The sequence below is a fragment of the Sphingobacterium nematocida genome (assembly GCF_900168125.1).
GTDB lineage: Bacteria > Bacteroidota > Bacteroidia > Sphingobacteriales > Sphingobacteriaceae > Sphingobacterium > Sphingobacterium nematocida.
The window spans coordinates 88187-107174 of sequence record NZ_FUZF01000012.1; the positions used below are offsets into that span (position 1 = coordinate 88187).

Consider the following 18988-nt stretch of genomic DNA (forward strand, 5'->3'; position numbering starts at 1 on the left):
TCGTTTTAAATATAAGCTTATATTACACATATTAGCTTTTCTACTCAAAAATCTACTACGCTTAATTAAGCACATAAAAAATAGTAGTAACACATAAGACCACACAAGAGCATGACAAAAACACATATACTTTGGGCGGATGATGAAATTGAATTTTTAAAACCACACATCCTTCTTCTAGAAGAAAGAGGATATAAAGTTAAAACCGTAAACAACGGAAATGACGCTGTAGACGCTTTCAAGCAAGAGCCCTTTGACCTTGTTTTTTTAGACGAGAACATGCCGGGACTGACAGGCTTAGAAACACTAAGTATACTCAAAACGATAAACCCTACTACCCCAACAATTTTAGTAACTAAAAATGAAGAAGAGCATTTGATGGAAGATGCTATTGGCGCTAAGATTGATGATTACCTAATTAAACCGGTTAATCCAAGACAAATCCTACTAACTATCAAAAAGTTTACAGAAAACAAAAGAATCATTAGTGAAAAAACGTCTATGGCTTACCAACAGGAGTTTAGAAACCTCGGCACTATCATCAACAATGATCTAAACTACGAAGAATGGACTGATGCATACAAAAAACTTATTTACTGGGAGCTCTCTCTAGAAAAACTGGAAGATGATAGCATGCACGAGATTTTGACTATGCAAAAAGCCGATGCGAATGCAACCTTCTCTAAATTTATAGAGAAAAACTACCTGAAATGGATTAACAATCCAGAAGAAAGCCCGACACTATCGCATCAATTATTTAGGAAGAAAGTGTTTCCAAATCTTCAACCAGAAAAGCCAACTTTCTTTTTTTTAATAGACAACCTCAGATATGACCAGTGGAAATTAATCAATGATGTTATCACAGACTATTTCCGATTAGAGGAAGAAGATAGCTATTATAGCATACTTCCTACAGCCACACAATACGCTAGAAATGCTGTATTCAGCGGCCTTACCCCATTAGAAATGGAAAAGAGGTTTCCTGATTTATGGCAAAATGATGAAGACGAAGGTGGTAAAAACCTTCACGAAGATAAATTCCTAGCGGACCAGATTAAGCGTCTATACAGAAGAGAAATAAAGCATAGCTATACAAAGGTACTCACTCTCGAACAAGGAAAAGAAGTACTAGACAACGTAAGCAACTACATGCAAAATGATCTCAACGTACTCGTATACAACTTTGTAGATATGCTCTCACATGCACGCACCGACATGGCCATGATACGTGAACTAGCCAATGACGAGGCAGCGTATAGATCGCTAACAGTCTCCTGGTTTGAACACTCTCCCCTATTAGAAGTACTAAAGTGGCTCTCCCAAAAAAATGTCAGGGTTATCATAACAACAGATCACGGTACAATCCAAGTAAAAAAACCAAGCAAAGTAGTGGGATACAGAAACACAAACACCAACTTAAGGTACAAACAAGGAAAAAATCTCAACTATGTAGAAAAGGACGTTTTCACAATTCGCAACCCACACGAAGCGCAATTGCCAAAACTTCACGTTAGCTCAACTTTTGTGTTTGCAAAAGAAGAAGTGTATTTTGTCTACCCCAACAATTACAATCAATTTGTAAACTATTACAACGGTACATTTCAACACGGGGGCATATCTCTAGAAGAAATGATAATACCATATGCCACATATATACCAAAATAGGTAATTTTGTCAATTATGGAAATCAATGTAAAAGGCTTAGAAGACCTAAAAGAAGCAGCTTCTCGGATTATTAGCAGCTATCCCAATGACCGTATATTCCTCTTTTACGGGACAATGGGCGCCGGAAAAACCACATTGATAAACGAGCTATGTCAATGTCTACATGTACAAGACCACACTTCCAGTCCTACGTTTTCAATAGTAAACGAATACGCTTCTAGCAACGGACCTATTTTTCATTTCGATTTTTATCGCTTGAAATCGGAATCAGAGGCTTTCGACTTCGGGTATGAAGAATATTTTTACTCTGGAAACTATTGCTTTGTCGAATGGCCAGAAAAAATCCCCAATTTGCTCCCAACAAATGCGATAAACGTAACAATCGATATCATTGATCCTCAAAGAAGAACGATAGCTATTGAAAAAAAATAATTTTTTTTCAATAGCGCATGCAACCATTCTTTCTGTCACACCGTCTTCCTATTAACTAATATCAATTAATTGGAAAAGAATAATCTAAATACAATTTGGCTAGGATGCAAAAAGGAGGATAGAAAAGCCCAGGTTGCGTTGTATGATCACTTTTCCAAAAAGATGTTAGCTGTATGCATGCGATATGCCAATACAACGCTTGAAGCTGAAGATATATTACAAAATGGATTTGTTAAGATCTTTACCAAACATCATCTATTTGATGGCTCAGGTTCTCTAGAAGGTTGGGTCAAAAGGATTATGATTAACGTGGCCATTGAGACCCACAGAAAGAACAAAGGAAAACTTTTTGAATCTATTGACAATAATGATTCACTTCAGCTACCGAGTCAAATAGGGACTGATCAAACGGCTTACAAGGACTTGCTGAACCTCGTTCAACAATTACCAACAGGCTATAGAACAATTTTCAATCTCTATGCCGTAGAGGGATATTCACACAAGGAGATTGCTGAGATATTGGAAATATCAGAAGGAAATTCCAAATCACAGCTTTCTAGAGCAAGACAGTGGTTACAAAATAGGTTAGTAAAATTAACATACTAAATCATCATGAAAGAAGAAGATATCGATAGATTGTTCCGTGAAGCATTTCATGAAGCAGAAGAAACACCAAACCGAAATGTTTGGCAACGTATAGAAAGACAATTAGATGAATCAAAAAAGAAACCAGTACGCCTACCTTTTAGGAAACAAACCTGGATAAGATATGCCGGCGCCGCTATTCTACTTTTGGGCACAACCTTTGGTTTACTAAAACTAAACTACAAAGGCGATACGCAATCGGTTTATAGAAACGAAACGATAATCGCGCAAAAACAAGAGAGCAAAGAGAAAAGTTTGAGAATCCAACCTCCTGAAAGTATAGAACAAGAACAGCTCGATACGAATAAAGACAAAGAAGAAAAGATTCAAAACGCAAATATTGCAGTCGCTATACAACCTCAAAGACTAGAAGAGCAAGAAAGCTATGACAGGGTTAATGTAGACCTCAAAATCGGTGATCTAGCAGAATCCAAACCCAAGCTTTTAAGCTTAAAGGGAGTAGAGGAAGGTTACACATCAAGCATCCCAGTTCACCAAGTCACTGAAATAGAAGATATAAAACCTTTGATCAATTTGGATGAAGAAACGGAAAGCATGTATGCACAGACTCCACATGAAACAGTAAATAAGACCGTAGTGACTTCGATATTAAATACCATTTCAGAAAAGATCGAAGTAAGTACCACAAAAGATATTCGTTTCCGAGCGGATGAAGAAGGGTCTTTCCGAATTGACATACTAAACTCACTTGTTAAAAACCGAAATAAAAAAAAATAAAACGATGAAAGCATATAACCTTAAATTTGGATTCCTTGGGATAGTATTAACCACACTAACAATCTCCCTAGCAAAGGGACAAGATGGCCCTGAAAAAGAAAAACTAGACACAATCCGTAAGGACAAAGATCTCAATATAACTATAGGAATTAAGGATCAACCAAACACTTCGAAGTACCCTAGAATTTTTGGTGGTGTAACACTAACTCGTATCGATTGGGGCTTCTCCAGAATAATGGACGACGGAAAATTCACATTATCCGAAGAAAACGATTTCTTGGCCTACAAAAAAGCTTCAAATTTTGGCTTCGATGTCTTACAATTTGGTCTGCGGGTAAGTGATAACTTTAAAACATATCTATCTGCAGGATTCGAATGGAACTATCTACGATTGAAAGAGAATATTCTCTTAGAAGAAAACACACAATCGCTCTCTTATAAAGTCGTAGATCCAAATGAAGTAAATTACACAAAGAATGTACTCACTTCTACCTACCTAAGAATGCCTATTTCATTTGAATGGCGCAGTGACAAAAACCGACACGGAGACCGCATGAAAGTAGCTTTTGGAGCGATGACTGGTGTCCTATTAAAGGGCACTCAACGACTAAAGAGTCGAGAAAATGGTAAGCAAAAGTTCAGAGACAACTATAACCTAGCGACCTTTCAATACGGACCTTTTGTACGGGTCGGATATGACGACTTTGGCATATTTGCAAAATACTATGTAAACGACGTATTTGAAAACAGTCCTGCTCAAAAAGGGCTCAACAATTTCACTTTCGGACTTACACTAGGTTTTTAGGCCATAATAGAAAAAATCATTACTTTTATGCCGAAATCATATTTCGGCATTTTTTTATGGCTCAATCTACATCCTCCTGTCAATATATCCCCTCTGATAAACAACAAATAGGACTAGCTATTATTCATGGAAGAGAGGTGAGTAGTATATTCCAAGGCAAAGAAACAGTAACGGCTGTAGATCACGTAGATTTTGATATTCATATTGGAAGAATCACTGCCATTATCGGCGAATCTGGCAGTGGAAAAAGTACCCTATTAAAGTTAATATACGGTCTGCTAGAACCCCAATCCGGTGAAATAAGGTATAAAGGTTGGTTAGTTCCCACTCGCAAAGACAAACTCATTCCTGGCCACGATGCGATGAAGCTCGTCTCACAAGGATTTGATGATCTGAATTTATACGCAAAAGTATGGGATAATATAGCCTCACAACTTCCCAACACAAACCTAGACTACAAGAAATCAAGAACCGAAGAGATGTTAGTGCGATTAAAAATAGATCATCTAGCACAACAACGGGTAGCTGACTTAAGTGGAGGAGAGCGTCAGAGGGTAGCTATAGCACGTGCATTAATAAATGATCCTGAAGTATTATTAATGGACGAACCCTTCAACCAAGTAGACGCAGCCTTCAGAGATGATTTACAGCAAGATATACGTCAAATTGTCGATGACCTTGGCCTTACAGTTATACTGGTATCGCACGATCCAGCAGAGGTACTAGCAATGTCTGATATGCTTATTGTTATGAAACAAGGAAAAATCGTAGACCTAGGCTCACCAGAGACATTATATTACAGCCCCCGAAATCCCTATACAGCACTTCTACTCGCCAAAAGCAATATTCTTGACGTACAACAAGCCGCCTTATTAAATATACAAACACCGCAGCAGATCGCTATCCACCAAGAATGGATTGACACAATGCCTGATACTGATGGCAATTTATGGATCAAAAACATACGGTTTAGAGGTTTTTACAAGGAGTATATAATAGGTAATGAGTCTTTATCCCTAAACGCGATTGTGAATACAACAGTCCCCCTACCAAAAGGAACTCAAGTAAAACTTGGTATTAAAAGACATATTACTTTTTAACTTCTAGAGTTTTAACTTCCAACGATTGACCTTCCAACCAAATCAACATAGCTTCCAACCAATCTCCAGATTCCTTTTTATTGGTCAAGCCAAATCCATGCCCTCCTTCTTCATACCTATATAACGTATTCGAAATACCAAAATCATCTAATGCCTTTTGGTACAGTAAACTGTTTGCAATAGGCACCACCTTATCATCCGCTGCATGCACTAGATAAGTTGCGGGGGTTATTGAACCGACTTGCTTTTCATTGGAAAACCTTAATACGTCCCGCTCGTCAAAAACAGGTCCTATCAAATTCTTTTTGGAGCCTAGATGTGTTGTCCCCTCAGACATCGTAATTACAGGATACACTAAAACAGAAAAATCAGGTCTAAGGTTCCGATACTCACCCTCTCCAATGTAAGATATATTAAAATGTGTTGACAGGGTGGAAGCTAGATGTCCCCCTGCAGAGAATCCCAATACGCCAACTTTATTCCCTGTTATCCCATGACGATCGCCATGTTCGCGAATATACGCCAATGCCGTCTGGGCATCTTGTATTGGTGCTATTCGTTTGTCCAACATTTGACTATCTACCGGCAACCGATAACGTAAAACATAAGACGCATACCCCAGATCCTTTAGCCTTTTTGCAACGTCGTGTCCTTCATGACTCATCGCTACCCGGGCATATCCCCCGCCAGGAATAATTAGGAAAACCTTATTTTTATCTTGATGGGTTGGTTTATAGAAAAACAACTCCGGGATATTATCTCCTACGTCCACCGACTGTTTCATATTCAGGATGCCATTAGGGTAAAAGTCGACCCTTTCTTGGCCGATCGCAAGATCAATCATTAGCAAAGAAAAAAATATAATAACAAACTTATAACCAGTATAGCACATTACACAACACCTATTGATTTACGACAATCATTAAACTCAAATCTTTATAGGAAAGATTAAACTTATCGGCCATGTCTTTATTGGTCAAACTACCTTGATACAAATATACCGCATTCCTAATCCCGGCATGTCCCCAGATCAAATTACTGATCCCTCCATAATCTGCGATCTGCAATAAAATTGGTGTAAAAATATTCGTCATCGCATAAGTAGCAGTACGTGCCACTCTAGATGCAATATTAGGCACACAGTAATGGATCACTTCGTATTTCTTAAAAACAGGCTTATCGTGTGATGTAATTTCAGAAGTTTCAAAACACCCGCCCTGATCAATTGAGACATCGATCAAAACGGAGTTTGGTTTCATTTTTGAGACCGTTTCCTCCGATATAATACAAGGAGATCGTCCGTTTTTAGCTCTTAATGCACCTATCACCACATCGCAGGAAATAATCGCTTTGTTTAAAATTATAGGTTGCACTACCGATGTAAAAACCCGTGTACCTAGGTTATTCTGGAGTCGACGCAACCTAAATACGGAACTATCAAAAACCTTTACTTGTGCGCCTAATGCGATTGCTGTTCTTGCCGCAAACTCGCCAACAGTCCCAGCCCCAATAATCACGATTTCTGTAGGAGGTACTCCGGTTACTCCGCCCAACATCAACCCTTTTCCTTCAAAAACATTAGACAGGTACTCTGCAGCAATTAAAATAGATGTCGCCCCTACAATCTCACTCATAGCCCGAACAACAGTAAGATGTCCGCCTTCATCCTGTAAATACTCATAAGATAAAGCCGTAACCTGCTTCTTCATCATCGCCTTCAGAACATGAATATCCATCAACGAGGGTTGTTGAGATGACAGCAAAATCTGCTTGTTCTTCATCAATCCCACCTCTTCGATCGTAGGACTGGCTATTTTTATAACGATATCAGCTTTAAAAATCCGCTCTTTTTCATAAACAATCTGCGCCCCTTGTTCACTATAATGATGATCCATAAAATTAGAAGCCTTTCCAGCTCCAGCCTCTATGAGGACTTCATGTCCATGCTCGACCAAGAGAGCGACAGACAATGGAGTTAGCGCGATTCTATTCTCCTGAAACACAATCTCCTTAGGAATACCAATGATAAGCTTACACTTCGAACTTTTGGCCGGTTTAAAAGCTTCTTGAGTTTGCCCAATTATCTCTTGCGCAATCTTAGTCATATTACCCATCTAAATCTATTTATAGAAGTAAATATAAATATATTAGAGTAAGATTCAATCATTTAACCTCACAAAAACAATAAAGTTAAAACTATTACATTTTTCTCCTACATTTGTAATAATCACCACTAAAAATTATAAATGAGATTATTCAGAGTCATCAATCATGTTAAAATTGTCCCTAGATGGATAATTTTTTCTTTGGACCTGTTTGTTGCATCAGTGACATTTTTAACTGCATTTGCTCTTTTTCATAATTTTCAAATCAGCACCATTTCTCCAAATGACTTTGCAACTCAATTCTTACTGTGTATCGGGGCTACAGCAATATCATTTTCAATCTTTAGGCTTTACTCTGGAATAGTACGATATACCAGCGCGGCAGACTCAATACGAATTCTATCCACCATACTATTCACCATAATAATACTCTTTGCGCTTAAATTATTTGGACTAGCCTTACGTACGCCCAAATTTATAGACAGTAGACTTATTATCATCTATTCCTTATTCTTATTTGCAGGCTTGATTACTTACAGGACCTCAATCAAGATTTTCTTTCAATATTCAAAAACTGCTAGAAAGATAAAGAAGAACACATTGGTATTTGGAGCCGGTGAACTGGGCATCGCAGTAAAACGAACATTTGACCATGATCTCACATCGAACAAAATAATAGTAGGGTATCTAGATGACAATGCGTCTAAAATAGGAAAATCTATCGACGGTGTTAAAATTTTTGGTTCTGAGGAGTTAACAAAAGTAATTTATAAATGTGCTGTTGATGAGCTTATCATAGCCACGCCCTCAATTCCTCCGGATAAAAAGGCCGAAGTAATCGAAATTTGCCTCGAGCACAATGTTTCAGTATTGACCCTCCCACCTATTAAAAAAATAATGAATGGGGATCTTACGGTCAATCAAATAAAAAATGTAAGAATAGAAGATCTTCTGGAGCGCTCTACGATCAAACTAGAAAATGAAATCATACTTGACCAACTCAAAGGCAAGCGCATTCTAGTAACAGGAGCAGCAGGATCCATTGGCAGCGAAATCGCAAAACAATTGGGGCAATACAGTCCACAAATGATTATCTTATGCGATCAGGCCGAGTCACCGTTACACAACCTTCAACTCGATCTTCAAGAAAACTTCAAAAACCAACTTTTCCACACATTTATCGCTGATGTGAGAAGTAGGGAGCGTATGCAGATACTCTTTGAAACCTTTCGGCCTCACATTGTCTATCATGCAGCAGCGTACAAACATGTACCAATGATGGAAAACCACCCTATCGAGGGCGTACGGACCAATATATTTGGGACCATGAATCTAGCAAATCTTTCTGTAGAGTTCAATGTCCAAAAGTTTGTCTTTGTATCAACAGATAAAGCTGTTAACCCTACTAATGTTATGGGTGCGACAAAGCGGATAGCAGAAATTTATGTCCAATCACTAAACAGTAAAATTTTAAAAGAAAATAAAACAGGGACTAAATTTATCACGACTAGGTTTGGCAATGTACTAGGATCCAATGGATCTGTCATTCCTCGATTTAGAGAACAGATCGAAAAAGGTGGACCTGTGACAGTGACGCACCCAGAGATAACACGCTATTTCATGACTATCCCAGAGGCTTGTCAACTCGTCATAGAGGCTGGAAGTATGGGCCAAGGCGGCGAAATTTTCGTCTTTGACATGGGAAAATCTGTTAAAATTGTAGATCTAGCGCAAAAGATGATCAAACTCTCAGGATATATACCTAATCAAGATATCGAAATACGATTTACAGGATTGCGACCGGGAGAAAAATTATATGAGGAACTTTTAAATGACCTAGAGAACACGCTCCCAACGCATCATCAAAAAATAATGATTGCCAAAGTGCGAGATAATAATTTCGAGCAAGTATCATCCCAACTTCAAAAACTACTGGAGATAACTAACGCGCAACACAACACCAATATCGTAAGACAAATGAAGGTCATTGTTCCTGAGTTCAAGAGTCAAAATTCAGAATATGAACTATTGGACAAAGAACAGGAAATCCATACCCCTTAAGAGGCAATAAATTAGTATTTTATAACAAGAAAGTATTGCAAATATTTAATAAAAGTGTATTTTTGCGTTCCGTGTAATTATTTAAAATAAACTAATGTCAACGAATATCAATTCAACCGAGAAAAAAGGTTCATTTTTTCAAGATAATCAGAAGAGTGTGATTTTTATCCTAGGAGGTATCATCGTATTAATCTTATTATATATTGGATATCAAAAGTTTTATCTCGCACCTCGTGCTGAAAAGGCTGCCGATGCGATGTACAAAGCGGAGGAATTTGCTTTAATCGATTCTCTACAAAAAAAGGCTATCGATGGAGATGGAGCTTTCTTAGGATTCAAAGAGATTGCTGATGAGTATTCAAATACACCTTCAGCAAATATCGCAAATGCTTATTTAGGAAGTTTATACTTGCGTCAGCAAAACTTTCAAGAAGCTATCAAATACCTAAAAAAATATTCAGAGACAGGAAGCGAAATATTAGATCCTTTGGTAATTGGATTAATTGGAGATTCATATTCTGAAAGCCACGACTATAAGAATGCAGCCGACTATTACAAAAAGGCAGCCGACAAGTCAAAAAACTCTTATACGACGCCATTGTTCCTTAAAAAACTTGGATTAGTGTATGAACAATTAAATGAAAACAAACAAGCTGAAGAGGCCTACTCCAAGATCAAGTCAGAGTACCCTGAAAGTACAGAGGCATCAACAATCGACGGTCCTTTAGCTCGAGTTCAAGCAAAACAATAATCATTAATTAGCGAACAACATACAAAAGGCTGCTCTATAGGCGGCCTTTTTGATTAAAAAAATATTTTATCATGTCAAGTAGTCTAAAAAACCTATCGGATTTCTCACACTTGCAAGTCAAGAGTGCAAAGGGTATCAAATTTGCAATTGTTGTTGCACAATGGAATGCCGAGATAACAGGAGCACTATTATCAGGAGCAGTAGATGGTTTATTAAACCACGGAGCACTTGAAGAAGACATTCAGGTGATGGAGGTACCAGGAAGCTATGAATTAATTTCAGGCGCAGACATAGCATTACGCAACAAACAATTTGATGCTATTATCTGTTTAGGTTGTGTAATACAAGGAGAGACACGCCATTTCGATTTTATCTGTGATGCAGTAGCCAATGGAATCGCAAATGTAGGTCTCAAATACAATAAACCTGTTGTCTTTGGCGTATTAACAACAGACAATATGCAACAAGCTCTAGATAGAGCAGGTGGCAAGCATGGAAATAAAGGTGAAGAAGCTGCGATTACGGCCATTCAAATGAGCCACCTATCGAAGTCTTTCTAGTTGCTATTATTTTTTAATATCCTCAGATCATGAAACCATTATGATTTATACAATCTCACAAAAGAGAATGAATAAATCTGATAGCTTCATCGCTATTAATAGATAAATTATATGCAGATGAAAAATAAATTAATCTTTTTGAGTTTTTTAATAATTGGCACAGCTATTTTATCCTCCTGTGGAACACAATCCACATGCGCAGCTTACAATACCTATCCCAAGAAAAAACACAGAACGAGATAGTACCAAAGAGGCATAAAGCATAGTAATATGAAATATCCATGTAGTAAAGACACTGCACAAACACAGATGAAAATCTGTTGGATATTCCATATGACCCTTGAAATCAAGTTTTATACATATGAAATATCTTATACTCACGGTATTTTTTATTGGATTGTTTCTGTTTGTAAGTTGTGGCCGTCTAAATGCCCAAGAAAAGGAAAATGGAAAAAAATTGATTCAACTGGCAATCGGTGACGCTACTAAATGGGAGAATACGCGCTATTTATTATATACAGTAACCGGTCCATCCTTAATTCCTGGATTCAGCAACGAAAGAACCTTTCTAATCGATAAAACAACAGGAGATTGTCGCTTCGAAGGTGTCAATAAAAGTAAAGAAAACATTGTTATCCTTTTTAATTACAAATCGAAAAAGCTGAGAAAACATTTTATTGGGATACAAGAAGCCAAAGATAACATCGACAGTATATTGGAGAGCATACTCCAACAGTTCTTTACGGATACACAAATACTGTTTTCACCAGCTCTCTTATCCGATAATCCTTCAAATATCAGGGAGTTATCACAAAAGATAATAAATACCGATAAGATTACTATAATCGACTTTACCGGCCTACCCACATTGGGTAATAGCACAGTTGATGGAAGGATGTCGTTAACAAGCAAGGGGGAAATCAAGTCTATCGTCATAGATAACGTTGAATATATGACATCTGTCAGCAAAGATATTGGGGGAGGGATTATTCTTCCTACGATATTTGAGAGCCAATTCAGTTATAGATTTCAAACAGTAGCCGCCTTTACTGATATAGAAACAGGAAAATTCAATAATCTTTAAAAACCTGAAAATGAATTGGGAACCACTTAATACCATAGACCAACTTCACAACATATACAAGTCTGAAGATGTCTTCATACTATTCAAACACAGTACACGTTGCCCAGTTAGTGCAATGGCGAAACGAAGTTTAGAATACGACAAGAACCTTCTCCCTAAAGAGACGATTATATATTATCTGGATTTAATCACTTATCGAGATATTTCCAATACAATTGCAGAAATGTGGAAAGTAAGACATGAATCTCCTCAATTACTGATTATTCAAGGAGACAAATGCCTATATCATGCCTCGCATTCCGATATCGAAATGCGAGACGTTATTTCATTTATTTCTTAAAATAGGCAACCTGTCCCGCACGTCCCTCATCATCTAGCACAGAAAAAGCCAAAACCTGTCCAGATCGATATACAATAGGCCTAGACGCATCGTATTTTGTACTTTGTAATGTAGGCACGCTTCCGTCCAAAGTATAGTAGACCGAAAAACCAGGATACTCTGTATTTGCAACAATTTTTCCGTTGATCTCCTTTACACCGACAGCCGGCAGCCTAAACTTAACACGACCGGTTAACTTAGGTAACTCATGCAATCCGATCTTGTTGATAAACCTAGTATAATCATTTTCTAAAAGCTTGAGGTTAAATTTAGATTCATTCTCATAACTCCTTCTGGATGACCACGCTCGTTCTGCTAGAGCAAAGAATCTCGGAAACACCAAATAATCCATCTGTTCCTCTTTTAGAACTGTCTCTGCCCATAAACCACCTTTGATACCCAAAAAGTTTGACTTCCCTTTTTCGGAAAGTCGAATCCTTTTGCTAAACCCTTGCTTCCCTAACTTCTGACCACTGTAGTAATTATCTATATTCGCAAAAAAGTCTTCTGGAAGTAAAGAATAAGAATGAAACAAATCGGCATAAGTAGCCCATTTTAGCCCCGGCTCCATAAAATTGGTATTCCACATCATATCGAAGTACATATTAGACGCACTTATTAAGACCGTCTGGTACCCCGCATTTGCCAGTCTATAAGCTAGATCTTCCTGACCTCCACCAATTACGTTGTTCCATACGTCTACTTGTATATTTGACTTATTTCGGAGATCTGGGTTCACAATCATACCCTGACCTTTATTGATCATACCAATCTCTTCCCAACCAGCCATATTTAAACCCTTAGCCACACAGATCTCATTAACACGTTGTATATAATAGGGCCAGACCTCATGTACAGATTTCATCCCCTCTTCCTTCATCAACGCATCTATCTTGGGCGATTTGGTCCATACACCATTTGGCACTTCGTCTCCACCAATAGAAATCTTCTGAAAAGGTATATTTGCCTCCTGATACATCGCTATAAATTCATCTATCACCTGCTCAAGAAAAGTATACGTAGAGGGCAGAGCCGGATTAATAACATTGTCACCAAAATGCTGTACCGAATTATACTCAGATCGATCATCAAGATCGTAAAGCAAATATTTCTCAGCTTCTGTCTTTTTTCCTTCTGCCATCAATCGTTCATACCGAGCATGCATAGCCTTGATTGCAGCTCTAGCATGCCCTGGTGTCTCAATTTCCGGAACCACGGTAATATTTCGATCATGGGCATACTTTAAAATTTCAATAAAATCAGCCCTTGTCAAAAATTGATTTGTAGACAGAAGTCCTCCAGATCCGTAAGCAGGTTGTATTGATCTCCCATCCTTAAATAAGGGGGATCTTGTAGCACCAACGGCGGTCAGCTCAGGAAGAGAGGGGATCTCCAAACGCCACCCCTCATCATCAATAAAATGAAAATGAAATACATTCAACTTATAACTCGCCATCAGATCCAGATACTTTAAGATTGTCGATTTATCCTTAAAATTCCTAGCAATATCCATCATGAAACCTCTATAACTATACCTTGGTTCATCCACCACATTAACAAAGGGTATCTCCAAATCGGCTTTAGCAAAATACATTTCAGGCTTCAGCATAGAGACCAGCGACTGTAACGCATAAAGCACCCCTCCCGCTGAACTAGACTCAATACGCACCCCCGCCTTCGTCACAGAAAGCCTGTAAGCTTCATTCTTTAAATCTTCTACTTTCTTGATAACAAACTGCGCTGACTTCTCTTCAGATGAAACAAAATCAAGTTCCCTAAAAAAAGGGATTTTCTCCATAAAAGCCAGGCTAGATTGAAAATCCTCCGAAACGAAACAACTCAATGTGGACGGTACCCTAAAATTTCCCTTTCCAACTTTTATCGATTGAGGTGTTGGAAAAATCATGGGCACAGCAGTTTCCTTATTCAGTTTCGCATTTTTTTCAAACAGGGAAGCATTAAATTCGTTTTGCTTGTCGACGGGAAGTAAAATAGGGCTATAAAGCACATTATCTACTGCATGATAAGTTTTATAATTGTTCTTATCCTGAAAGTAAAAACCATTTGGTACAGTGGAGATATTAGAAATAGCATACCTTGTGGTGTAAACTGTCACCAGCGAATCGTTGGGGTTCAGGGATTGTTCGGCAAACTGCAGCCGAAACAAGTTACCTCGTTCGTTTGAAAAAGAATAGCGATCTGTGGCTTTATCCACTACAGGGTACATCGCATTAAACCAAAGATCCCATTTCCCCAAATCTAAGCTGCTGTTAGAAATATTTTTAATGGTCAATGTTAATTCCAGATTATCTCCCCCATTATATGTTACGCTGGGTTTCCAATGGAGCTGCACTTGATCTGCCACATTCATTTGCTGAGCGAATACACCCTGAACTCCAGAAAAAGTGACCAAGGCTCCAACTAAAAGTAAATTTCTCATGTTTGAGTTTCGATTGATGTCTAAAAATACCAATAGAATCACAGAAAAAAAAAATAAATTTATTTTTGCATTAACAAATATAAATTCTATATTTGCACACCGAAACACATAAAGGCCCGTTCGTCTAGGGGTTAGGACGCCAGATTTTCATTCTGGAAACAGGGGTTCGATTCCCCTACGGGCTACAAAGCAACTCAAAAAGAGTTGCTTTTTTTGTTAAATAGCTCCTAAAATAAGCCCTTAATTTATCAACTCATTTCTGTTATAAATCCGATCTAACAAACTAAAAAGCTCCGGATGCTCGTCTTTCAACAATTTAGGCTTCTTAAAAAAATACTCCGATAACACCGCCAAAAACTCAGCATCATTCGTAGCAGCATACTCTCTTATATCAGACTCACCTCTCCGTATCGCTCTAATCGTCCTATCCATTTCTTTCATCCATGGATCAATCAAATCCTTTGGTATAAGATATTCAGGTATACCATCTACTTCCCCATCAGCTTTATCAATAAGATGAACAAACTCATGCACTGCAGTATTCCCAAGACTATACTGCTCGAAACCGGACCGCAACGCAGGCAACGAGAGAACCATCTTGTGATTCATAGCTCCAGAACCAACCATTCCTGCAATGTTCTTACTTTCCGACACCGTATCAAATCGTTCATCAAAATAATCAGGGTATACGATCACTTCATCCAAATTTTCATACGCCCAAGTCTCAAAATGAAGCAAAGGAATCGTAGCACTAGCCGCGATCAATACACGATCTTCATCTGTCAGATCGGCCCCCTTTTCAGCCGAAATTTTGATCCGTTTCAAAAAATAAACAACCCTATATCTAAAAATAGTCTGTTCCTCAACAGCCAACTTGGTATAAAACTTTACCTTATCCTGTAAAATATCCTCAACAAAGGAAGGAGACAACTCGATATAAACCCGACTAGACTTAACCTTAAACCTTTTGAAAACATAAAAAATCAAAAGAAAACCTGCACAAAATATTAGAACTGTGATTAAATAAGGGTTATACATATATTTTTCGCATTTATTTTTATATTAGTAATATACTAAGAAACCATTAAAATGAAAAGCTACCACTACTCGGACGGGCAAAACTCTTTTGGCCCTATAACACTTGAGGAGCTACGTACGAAGCGTATCACCGCCAACACCCTTATCTGGACCGAAGATTTGGTTACTTGGACAAAAGCCCAAGACATTCCCGAGTTGAAAGATCTATTCATTGACAACACAACACCACAAAAGCCCCTATTAGCCAGCCTCCCACCCGAACACCCCATTCAACCTCATTCCACTGAAAAGACAGCTAATCCAAATTACCCAAAGCCACCAAAGACATACTTAGTGGAGAGTATAATCACGACAATAATATGCTGTTGGCTTTTTGGAATACCCGCTATTATATACGCTTCAAGAGTAGAAAAAAAATTCTATGCCGGCGATATTACAGGAGCGGAAAGGGATTCCAAAAATGCAAAAAAATGGATCATTATTAATTTGATAGCCTGCGCATCAATTTGGTTACTTACCATCGGAATCTTTGGTCTAGGACTTTTTGCATCCATTCTGTTCTAATGACTATCAAACGGCCTTATTTTTTTGTTCTTTACCCTATAGTGATTGGAGGGATAGCTTTTATTTACAAACATTTCAACCCCTTAGAAAGCTCTTTATTCCCCCGCTGTCCAATAAAAACAATTACAGGGCTAGATTGTCCAGGTTGCGGCATCCAACGGGCAGCCCACCACTTACTTAACGGCGAGTTCCAACTAGCTTTAGTACAAAACCCTTTACTTTTCATCCTAACACCTTACATATTATTAGGATTTTATCTACAACTCGTTCCACAACCGAACGAGACAGAAATTAAATTACGAAAGATACTGTACAGTCAAAAAGCTATTATTATTCTCGGGATTATAGCACTTCTATACACAATCATTAGAAATATACAATAGAAAATCTATATGCATAAAAAAATCCCCGATCCAAAAAATAGAATCGGGGATTTCTTATATATGAAAGAACAATTAATTACATCATTCCACCCATTCCGCCACCCATCGGAGGAGCACCAGCACCGGCACCAGCTTCTTCTGGTTCATCAGCCAATACACACTCTGTTGTTAACAACATTGATGCAATTGAAGCTGCATTTTCCAAAGCTACGCGAGATACCTTTGTAGGATCAATAACACCTGCTCCGATTAAGTTTTCAAACTTATCTGTGCGTGCATTATAACCAAAATCAGCGGTACCCTCTTTAACTTTTTGCACAATCACTGCTCCCTCAATTCCTGCATTAAAACAGATCTGACGCAAAGGCTCTTCTATCGCTCTTTTGATAATGTCGATACCAATCTGCTCATCTTCATTATCACCTTTAAGACCCGCTAAAGCCTCTACAGCGCGAATGAATGCTACACCACCACCAGCAACGATACCTTCTTCAACAGCAGCACGAGTTGCGTGCAATGCGTCATCTACACGGTCTTTCTTTTCTTTCATTTCTACCTCAGTAGTAGCACCAACATAAAGAACAGCAACACCGCCAGACAATTTAGCTAAACGCTCTTGCAATTTCTCGCGATCATAATCTGATGTAGTGGTTTCGATTTGAGAACGAATTTGAGCAACACGGGCTTTGATATCGTCAACATTACCTGAACCATTAATTACTGTTGTGTTATCCTTATCAATAACAACTTTTTCAGCTTGACCTAAGTAAGATAATTCCGCATTTTCCAATTTGTAACCTCTTTCTTCAGAGATCACAGTACCACCTGTTAAGATAGCTATATCTTCCAACATAGCTTTACGACGATCACCAAATCCAGGAGCCTTAACAGCAGCTACTTTCAACGAACCACGAATTTTGTTCACAACCAAGGTAGCCAAAGCCTCGCCATCTAAATCTTCAGCAATAATCAATAATGGTTTACCTGTCTGAACCTGTTTTTCCAAAATAGGCAACAACTCCTTCATATTACTGATTTTTTTATCATAAATCAAAATATAAGGATTCTCCAACTCAGCTTCCATTTTGTCAGAGTTTGTCACGAAGTATGGAGACAAGTAACCACGGTCAAACTGCATACCTTCTACAGTCTTCACTTCAGTCTCTGTTCCCTTTGCCTCTTCGACAGTAATAACTCCATCATTACCAACTTTCTGCATCGCTTCTGCGATTAAAGATCCGATAACTTCATCATTATTAGCTGAGATAGACGCTACTTGTTTAATCTTGTTGTTGTCCGCGCCGACAGCTTGCGACTGGGATTTCAAGTTAGCAACGACAGCAGTTACTGCTTTATCAATACCTCTTTTTAAATCCATCGGATTAGCACCTGCAGCAACAGACTTAATACCGGGAGCAACAATAGCTTGCGCCAATACAGTTGCAGTAGTAGTACCATCACCAGCTTGATCAGCCGTTTTAGAAGCTACTTCTTTCACCATTTGAGCACCCATATTTTCCAATGCATCTTTAAGCTCGATTTCTTTAGCTACAGAAACACCATCTTTAGTAATTGCAGGAGAACCAAATTTCTTCTCAATAATTACGTTACGACCTTTAGGTCCTAATGTAACCTTTACCGCATTCGCTAATGTATCTACTCCTTTTTTAAGGGCTTCACGCGCCTCAACGTTATATTTAACTTGTTTTGCCATGTTATTTTCGTATTGAGTATTGAGTTTTTGCGTCTGGAGATACTCATCTCTGCATCCGCTAACTCTTCATTCCTAAATTTTTATTTATAATACTGCGTAAATATCAGACTCACGCATAATCAAATACTCTTTCCCTTCGTATGTGATCTCAGTTCCAGCGTACTTGCCATACAACACTTTATCACCCACTTTAACTGTAAGTGGTTCGTCTGGTTTTCCAGTACCTACAGCAACGATAGTGCCCTGAGATGGTTTTTCCTTAGCTGTATCCGGGATATAAATGCCCGATGCTGTTTTCTCTTCTGCTGGAGCAGCCTCTACAACCACTCTGTCTCCGATAGGTCTAATACTTAATGCCATAATTTATACTATTATACGTTTACTTTTAATATTATCGTTTCTTCTATTCCATCACCAACTGTGCCAAACACAGATACGTTTAAAAGATTGCCATTTTTTCATTTCAAACAATACCGCATGACAGTATTTCGCAAGATACACCGTGCCATGATGACAGTTCCAAA

19 protein-coding genes and 1 tRNA gene are annotated in these 18988 nt (G+C 38.2%); 14 read left to right on the forward strand and 6 right to left on the reverse strand.

The window, feature by feature from the left end:
- Positions 1–111: 111 nt before the first annotated feature.
- From porX to B5X76_RS13540, 6 genes are all read left to right on the forward strand, one after another.
- A complete protein-coding gene (gene porX / locus B5X76_RS13515) occupies positions 112–1665 on the forward strand; it encodes a T9SS response regulator signal transducer PorX (protein WP_079643714.1) in 1554 nt (517 codons plus the stop codon).
- 15 nt (positions 1666–1680) lie between these two features.
- Complete coding sequence (tsaE, locus tag B5X76_RS13520) at positions 1681–2097, forward strand: tRNA (adenosine(37)-N6)-threonylcarbamoyltransferase complex ATPase subunit type 1 TsaE (RefSeq protein ID WP_079643716.1); 417 nt, start codon at positions 1681–1683, stop codon at positions 2095–2097.
- A 69-nt stretch (positions 2098–2166) separates the two neighbouring features.
- Positions 2167–2703, forward strand: coding sequence for an RNA polymerase sigma factor (locus tag B5X76_RS13525; RefSeq protein WP_079643718.1), 537 nt, complete (start codon positions 2167–2169; stop codon positions 2701–2703).
- A 6-nt stretch (positions 2704–2709) separates the two neighbouring features.
- Entirely contained in the window at positions 2710–3480 is a 771-nt protein-coding gene (locus tag B5X76_RS13530; RefSeq protein WP_079643720.1) for a hypothetical protein, read from the forward strand.
- Between the two features lie 4 nt (positions 3481–3484).
- Complete coding sequence (locus B5X76_RS13535; protein WP_139375317.1) at positions 3485–4285, forward strand: outer membrane beta-barrel protein; 801 nt, start codon at positions 3485–3487, stop codon at positions 4283–4285.
- A 56-nt stretch (positions 4286–4341) separates the two neighbouring features.
- Positions 4342–5385, forward strand: coding sequence for an ABC transporter ATP-binding protein (locus B5X76_RS13540; protein ID WP_079643724.1), 1044 nt, complete (start codon positions 4342–4344; stop codon positions 5383–5385).
- Here B5X76_RS13540 and B5X76_RS13545 read toward each other — a convergent pair.
- Complete coding sequence (locus B5X76_RS13545) at positions 5375–6229, reverse strand: alpha/beta hydrolase (RefSeq protein ID WP_245801040.1); 855 nt, start codon at positions 6227–6229, stop codon at positions 5375–5377. The two genes, B5X76_RS13540 and B5X76_RS13545, sit on opposite strands and share 11 nt — an antisense overlap.
- Before the next feature lie 58 nt (positions 6230–6287).
- Complete coding sequence (locus tag B5X76_RS13550) at positions 6288–7499, reverse strand: alanine dehydrogenase (protein ID WP_079643736.1); 1212 nt, start codon at positions 7497–7499, stop codon at positions 6288–6290.
- Positions 7500–7631: 132 nt separating this feature from the next.
- On the opposite strand from B5X76_RS13550, the gene B5X76_RS13555 reads away from it, so the two are divergent.
- The 5 genes from B5X76_RS13555 (at position 7632) to ytxJ (ending at position 12286) form a co-directional block, all read left to right on the forward strand.
- The gene (locus B5X76_RS13555; protein WP_079643738.1) at positions 7632–9551 is read left to right on the forward strand and encodes a polysaccharide biosynthesis protein; all 1920 of its coding nucleotides are present in this window, start codon (positions 7632–7634) and stop codon (positions 9549–9551) included.
- 94 nt (positions 9552–9645) lie between these two features.
- The gene (locus B5X76_RS13560; protein WP_079643740.1) at positions 9646–10302 is read left to right on the forward strand and encodes a tetratricopeptide repeat protein; all 657 of its coding nucleotides are present in this window, start codon (positions 9646–9648) and stop codon (positions 10300–10302) included.
- A 71-nt stretch (positions 10303–10373) separates the two neighbouring features.
- Entirely contained in the window at positions 10374–10862 is a 489-nt protein-coding gene (gene ribH, locus B5X76_RS13565) for a 6,7-dimethyl-8-ribityllumazine synthase (RefSeq protein WP_079643742.1), read from the forward strand.
- Positions 10863–11223: 361 nt separating this feature from the next.
- A complete protein-coding gene (locus B5X76_RS13570; RefSeq protein WP_079643744.1) occupies positions 11224–11946 on the forward strand; it encodes a hypothetical protein in 723 nt (240 codons plus the stop codon).
- A gap of 10 nt (positions 11947–11956) precedes the next feature.
- Positions 11957–12286 (forward strand): bacillithiol system redox-active protein YtxJ, encoded by a 330-nt coding sequence (gene ytxJ / locus B5X76_RS13575; protein WP_079643746.1) that lies wholly within the window; start codon positions 11957–11959, stop codon positions 12284–12286.
- Here ytxJ and B5X76_RS13580 read toward each other — a convergent pair.
- Complete coding sequence (locus B5X76_RS13580) at positions 12276–14765, reverse strand: beta-N-acetylhexosaminidase (RefSeq protein WP_079643748.1); 2490 nt, start codon at positions 14763–14765, stop codon at positions 12276–12278. The genes ytxJ and B5X76_RS13580 overlap by 11 nt on opposite strands.
- Positions 14766–14878: 113 nt before the next feature.
- Between B5X76_RS13580 and B5X76_RS13585 the strand changes: the two genes are divergently transcribed.
- Positions 14879–14950: transfer RNA gene (locus B5X76_RS13585), tRNA-Glu, on the forward strand.
- Between the two features lie 55 nt (positions 14951–15005).
- Here the strand turns inward: B5X76_RS13585 and B5X76_RS13590 are convergent.
- Positions 15006–15803: a M90 family metallopeptidase gene (locus B5X76_RS13590; protein ID WP_079643750.1), complete on the reverse strand. Its 798-nt coding sequence runs from the start codon at positions 15801–15803 to the stop codon at positions 15006–15008.
- 51 nt (positions 15804–15854) lie between these two features.
- On the opposite strand from B5X76_RS13590, the gene B5X76_RS13595 reads away from it, so the two are divergent.
- Both B5X76_RS13595 and B5X76_RS22465 read left to right on the forward strand, forming a co-directional pair.
- Complete coding sequence (locus B5X76_RS13595; protein ID WP_079643752.1) at positions 15855–16367, forward strand: CD225/dispanin family protein; 513 nt, start codon at positions 15855–15857, stop codon at positions 16365–16367.
- Entirely contained in the window at positions 16367–16750 is a 384-nt protein-coding gene (locus B5X76_RS22465; RefSeq protein ID WP_079643754.1) for a DUF2752 domain-containing protein, read from the forward strand. Before B5X76_RS13595 ends, B5X76_RS22465 begins: the two co-directional genes overlap by 1 nt.
- Positions 16751–16826: 76 nt before the next feature.
- On the opposite strand, the gene groL is transcribed toward B5X76_RS22465, so the two are convergent.
- Positions 16827–18464 carry a chaperonin GroEL gene (gene groL, locus B5X76_RS13605; RefSeq protein ID WP_079643756.1) on the reverse strand — a complete coding sequence of 546 codons (1638 nt, stop codon included), beginning with the start codon at positions 18462–18464 and terminating at the stop codon, positions 16827–16829.
- A gap of 84 nt (positions 18465–18548) precedes the next feature.
- Positions 18549–18824, reverse strand: a complete 276-nt coding sequence (locus B5X76_RS13610; protein WP_079643758.1) for a co-chaperone GroES — start codon at positions 18822–18824, stop codon at positions 18549–18551.
- Positions 18825–18988 lie beyond the last annotated feature (164 nt).

Excerpts from the sequence above, each read along its gene's own strand:
- porX (WP_079643714.1), top strand. The coding sequence starts at position 112 with ATGACAAAAACACATATACTTTGGGCGGATGATGAAATTGAATTTTTA.
- tsaE (WP_079643716.1), top strand. The coding sequence starts at position 1,681 with ATGGAAATCAATGTAAAAGGCTTAGAAGACCTAAAAGAAGCAGCTTCT.
- B5X76_RS13530 (WP_079643720.1), top strand. The coding sequence starts at position 2,710 with ATGAAAGAAGAAGATATCGATAGATTGTTCCGTGAAGCATTTCATGAA.
- B5X76_RS13535 (WP_139375317.1), top strand. The coding sequence starts at position 3,485 with ATGAAAGCATATAACCTTAAATTTGGATTCCTTGGGATAGTATTAACC.
- B5X76_RS13540 (WP_079643724.1), top strand. The coding sequence starts at position 4,342 with ATGGCTCAATCTACATCCTCCTGTCAATATATCCCCTCTGATAAACAA.
- B5X76_RS13545 (WP_245801040.1), bottom strand. The coding sequence starts at position 6,229 with ATGATTGATCTTGCGATCGGCCAAGAAAGGGTCGACTTTTACCCTAAT.
- B5X76_RS13550 (WP_079643736.1), bottom strand. The coding sequence starts at position 7,499 with ATGGGTAATATGACTAAGATTGCGCAAGAGATAATTGGGCAAACTCAA.
- B5X76_RS13555 (WP_079643738.1), top strand. The coding sequence starts at position 7,632 with ATGAGATTATTCAGAGTCATCAATCATGTTAAAATTGTCCCTAGATGG.
- B5X76_RS13560 (WP_079643740.1), top strand. The coding sequence starts at position 9,646 with ATGTCAACGAATATCAATTCAACCGAGAAAAAAGGTTCATTTTTTCAA.
- ribH (WP_079643742.1), top strand. The coding sequence starts at position 10,374 with ATGTCAAGTAGTCTAAAAAACCTATCGGATTTCTCACACTTGCAAGTC.
- B5X76_RS13570 (WP_079643744.1), top strand. The coding sequence starts at position 11,224 with ATGAAATATCTTATACTCACGGTATTTTTTATTGGATTGTTTCTGTTT.
- ytxJ (WP_079643746.1), top strand. The coding sequence starts at position 11,957 with ATGAATTGGGAACCACTTAATACCATAGACCAACTTCACAACATATAC.
- B5X76_RS13580 (WP_079643748.1), bottom strand. The coding sequence starts at position 14,765 with ATGAGAAATTTACTTTTAGTTGGAGCCTTGGTCACTTTTTCTGGAGTT.
- B5X76_RS13590 (WP_079643750.1), bottom strand. The coding sequence starts at position 15,803 with ATGTATAACCCTTATTTAATCACAGTTCTAATATTTTGTGCAGGTTTT.
- B5X76_RS13595 (WP_079643752.1), top strand. The coding sequence starts at position 15,855 with ATGAAAAGCTACCACTACTCGGACGGGCAAAACTCTTTTGGCCCTATA.
- B5X76_RS22465 (WP_079643754.1), top strand. The coding sequence starts at position 16,367 with ATGACTATCAAACGGCCTTATTTTTTTGTTCTTTACCCTATAGTGATT.
- groL (WP_079643756.1), bottom strand. The coding sequence starts at position 18,464 with ATGGCAAAACAAGTTAAATATAACGTTGAGGCGCGTGAAGCCCTTAAA.
- B5X76_RS13610 (WP_079643758.1), bottom strand. The coding sequence starts at position 18,824 with ATGGCATTAAGTATTAGACCTATCGGAGACAGAGTGGTTGTAGAGGCT.